At 75.1% G+C, this 4,511-nt stretch carries 2 protein-coding genes; both read right to left on the reverse strand.

Annotation, left to right across the window (positions count from 1 at the left end):
* The coding region (locus MXD57_RS31035) for a beta-ketoacyl synthase N-terminal-like domain-containing protein (protein WP_250405550.1) at positions 1-732 on the reverse strand (732 nt) is incomplete at its 3' end.
* Between the two features lie 232 nt (positions 733-964).
* Positions 965-4,511: type I polyketide synthase (locus MXD57_RS31685; protein WP_284506358.1), on the reverse strand; the 3,547-nt coding region annotated here is incomplete at its 5' end.

Here is a 4,511-nt window from a genome sequence, read left to right on the forward strand (position 1 = left end):
CTCGGTGAACGTCGCGGGGGTCGCCATCACGGTGACACCGCCGGCCAGCGCCAGGGAGCACTCCCCCGCGCGCAGCGCCTGCACGGCCAGATGGAGGGCGACGAGCGACGACGAGCAGGCCGTGTCGATCGTGACCGCGGGGCCTTCGAGCCCGAACGTGTAGGCCACGCGGCCGGAGGCGATACTGCCGGAGCTGCCGGTGCCGAGGAAGCCCTCGACGCCCTCGGGAACGGAGTCGAGGCGGGCGGTGTAGTCGTGGTACATCACACCGGCGAAGACGGCCGTCCTGCTGCCGCGTACGGACGACGGGTCGATGCCCGCCCGCTCGAAGGCCTCCCAGGAGGCTTCCAGCAGCAGCCGCTGCTGCGGGTCCATCGCCAGCGCCTCGCGCGGTGAGATCCCGAAGGGGGCGGGGTCGAAGCGGGCGGCGTCGTAGAGGAAGCCGCCCTCGCTGACGTAGCTGGATCCTGCGCTGTCGGGGTCGGCGTCGTACAGGGACTCGACGTCCCAGCCGCGGTCGACGGGGAAGCCGGAGATCGCGTCGTCGCCGTTCTCGACGAGCCGCCACAGGTCCTCGGGGGTGCGGACGCCCCCGGGGTAGCGGCAGCTCATCGCGACGATGGCGATGGGCTCCTGGTTCTTCTCCTCGACCTCGCGGAGCCGCCTGCGGGCCTGGCGCAGATCGGCGGTCGCCCGCTTCAGGTAGTCGCGAAGCTTGTCCTCGTTCACCATTGCGTGGGCTCCATGCCAGAGAAGGCGGTTGTACGGGTCGGTCGTCCGTGGGCCCGGGGCCCGGCGTGCGGAACCCCGGAGGGGTGGGATGGTCGGCCGGTACGGGGCGGCGCCGCCGCCCGCTCGGGGAGCGGGGCGGCGCGCCCTCGTCCGGCCCTCCCGTCCGCCCATGGGGCGGAGGATGGTGCTCGATCGGGTGACCGATCGGGTGATCGGTACGTTGGTCGGTCGGTCAGGAAGCGCCGAGCTCGTCGTCCAGCAGGTCGAACAGCTCGTCGTCGGTGGCGGTTTCGAGGTCGTCGTCGTCGACGTCCTGGTCGGCGGCGCCGCCCGCGTCCTGTGCGTCGGTCCACTTGGTCATGAGTGCCTGGAGGCGCATCGTGATCCGCGAGCGGGTGACGCCGTCCGTGTCGGCCGCGCTCAGGGCGGCCTCGAGGCGGTCCAGTTCCCCGAAGACGGACGACCCGTCGTCGTCGAGGGGCAGTGCCGAACGGAGGTGCCCGCTCAGCGCTTCGGGGGTCGGGTAGTCGAAGATGAGCGTGGCCGGCAGCCTGAGTCCGGCGGCAGCTCCGAGCCGGTTGCGCAGCTCGACCGCCGTGAGCGAGTCGAAGCCGAGCTCCTTGAACGCGGTTCCCGGTTCGACGGCGGCCGCGCCGCTGTGTCCCAGCACCTGGGCCACCTGGGTGCAGACCAGGTCCAGCAGCACACGGTCCCGTTCGGCCGGCGGCAGTTGGGCGAGCCGCTGCGCGAGCGAGTCCGGGCCGTCCGCCGCCGCTCCGCTCGCCCGGCGCCGCACCGGAGTCCGGAGCAGCCCGCGCAGCAGCGGCGGCACGGTGTCGCCGACCTGCGCCTGGAGCGCCGCCAGGTCGAGCCGGGCCGGTACGACCAGCGGCGCGGTCCGCGCGTCCTCGGGCACGACGCCGGACGGGGTCCCGCCCGGCAGGGCCGTGTCGAAGAGCGCGAGGCCCTCGGCCGCCGACAGGGGCGTCATGCCGCCCCGGCCGCCGAGGCGCCGCCGGTCGCGGTCGTCGAGCGTGGCGGCCATGCCCGCCTCGTCGTCCCACAGACCCCAGGCCAGGGAGACCGCTGTGAAGCCCTGCGCCCGGCGGTGCTGGGCGAGCGCGTCCAGGAAGGCGTTGCCCGCCGCGTAGTTGGCCTGTCCGGCGTTGCCGAACACGCCGGCGGCCGACGAGAACAGGACGAACGCGGCCAGGTCGAGCCCGTGCGTCAGCTCGTGCAGGTTCCACGCCGCGTCCACCTTGGGCCGCAGGACGCGTTCCATGCGCTCGGGCGTCAGTGACTCGACGGTGCCGTCGTCCAGGACGCCCGCGGTGTGCACCACGGCGGTCAGCGGGTGCTCGGCGGGTACGGAGCCCAGCAGCGCGGCCAGCGCGTCGCGGTCGGCCGCGTCACAGGCGGCCCAGGTGACGTGCGCGCCCGCCCCGCTGAGGGCGGCCGTGAGTTCCGCAGCGCCTTCGGCCTCGGCACCACGCCGGCTGGTGAGCAGCAGGTGCCGTACACCGTGCTCGGCGACCAGGTGCCCGGCGATCAGCCCGCCGAGGGTTCCGGTCGCCCCCGTGACGAGGACGGTGCCCTCCGGGTCGAGGCCGTGGCCGGGGAGCGCGCCGTCCAGGGCGGGCGCGACGACCGCCCGGGCCAGCCGGGGTGCCAGCACGGCCCCGTCCCGTACGGCGAGTTGCGTCTCGGCAGCGTCCAGGGCGGCGGGCAGCATCCGGTAGGAGGCGTCCGCGCCGTCGAGGTCGACCAGCACGAAGCGGTCGGGGTGCTCGGCCTGTGCGGAGCGGACCAGGCCCCACACCGCGGAGTGCGCCAGCTCCTGTACGTCCTCCTCGGAGTCCGTCGCGACGGCGCCCCGGGTGACAAGCGCCAGCCGCGAGCCGGCGAACCGCTCGTCGGCCAGCCAGGAGTGGAGCAGCCGCAGTGTGTGCGCGGCGGCGGCGTGGGCGGCCGGCACCAGGCCGTCCGCCGCGTCGGGGCCGGACGCCAGGGAGACGAGCACCGTCTCCGGGGCCTGCTCCCCCAACGCCCGTGCCAGCTCCACCGCTTCGCCGAGGGCCGCCAGGTCCGCGTACCGGCCGCGGTCTTCGCCCGTGGCGGATCCGGCGTCCGGGGTGTCCGCGCCGAACAGCGCGTCCCGCTCCAGCACACCGGTCCGCTCCAGCGCCGCGCCCAGCTCCAGCGGGTCGGCGCCCAGCAGCGCCCAGCGCCCCTCGGTGGGCGGCTGCGCCCCGGTCGGGGACAGTACGGGCCAGTCGACCTGGAACAGCGCGTCCCGCACCGGGTCCGGGCCGCCGTCGCCGAGGGCGTCGACGGACACCGGACGCAGCACCAGGGAGCCGGCGGTCAGCACCGGCCGGCCGGTCTCGTCCGCGAGGTCCAGCGCCACCGCGTCCTGGCCTTCGCCGGGCGCCATCCGCACCCGCAGCGCCGTCGCTCCCGAGGCGTGCAGCCGCACGGTGTCCCACGAGAACGGCAGCCTCGCGCCGCCGGACCCGCCGGGGAAGAAGTCCCCGAGGCCGACCGCGTGCAGCGCGGCGTCGAGCAGCGCCGGGTGGAGCCCGAAGAGGGCTCCCTCCGCCTGCCGTTCGTCGTCGAGCGCCACCTCGGCGAACACCTCGTCACCGTGCCGCCAGGCGCGGCGCAGGTTGCGGAACGCCGGACCGTACTCGAGCCCGATGGCGTCGAACGACGGGTACAGGTCCTCCACCTCGCAGGCGACCGCACCGGCCGGGGGCCACTCGGAGCGCCCGTCGGACAGCCCCTCGGCCTCGCCGGCGGGCTCGTCCGCGACGGTCAGGACGCCGCTCGCCTGCCGGGTCCAGGGCTCCCCCGGTCCGGATTCCTCGGAGCGGGAGTGGACGTGGAACGCCCGCCGCCCCGACGCGTCCGGTTCCGCCACGGTGAGCCGCAACTGCACCGCGCCCGACTCGGGCAGCGTGAGCGGGGCCTCCAGGGTGAGGTCCTCCAGCAGGTCGCAGCCCGCGTGGTCGCCGGCCCGCACGGCCAGCTCCACCAGGGCGGCGCCGGGCAGCAGGACCGTGCCGCCCACGCGGTGGTCCGCCAGCCAGGGGTGCGTGCGGAGGGAGAGCCGCCCGGTGAACAGGAACCCGTCCGACTCCGGAAGCTCCACCGCGGCACCCAGCAGCGGGTGCCCGACCTGGCCGAGCCCCGCGGAGGTGACGTCCCCGCCCAGCGCGTGGGCGGGTGCCTCCAGCCAGTACCGCTGCCGCTGGAAGGGGTAGGTCGGCAGGTCGACGCACCGGGCACCGGTGCCGGCGAAGTACGCCTCCCACTCGACCGTCACGCCCCGGACCTGGGCCCGTGCCAGGGCCGAGGCGACCGTCTCCCCCTCCGGCCGGCCGGCACGGAGGGCGGGCGCGAAGACCGCCGCGTCCGCCTCACCGGCCAGGCAGTCCTGGGCCAGGGCCGACAGGACGCCGTCGGGGCCGAGTTCGAGGTACGTCGTGACCCCGGCGGTCTCCAGGGTGCGGATCCCGTCCAGGAAGCGGACCGCCTCGCGGACGTGCCGCACCCAGAAGTCCGCCGACCCCATCTCGTCCGTGACCGGCGCGCCGATCAGGTTCGACACCACGGCGATACGGGGGGTCTCGTACGTGACGGTCTCCGCGACCTTGCGGAAGTCGGCGAGCATGCCGTCCATGTGCGGCGAATGGAAGGCGTGACTGACGGCCAGCCGCTTGGTCTTGCGACCCTGCTCCTCGAAGTGCTCGGCGATCACCAGCGCATCGGACTCGTCG

Source organism: Streptomyces cellostaticus (assembly GCF_023630175.1).
GTDB lineage: Bacteria > Actinomycetota > Actinomycetes > Streptomycetales > Streptomycetaceae > Streptomyces > Streptomyces cellostaticus_A.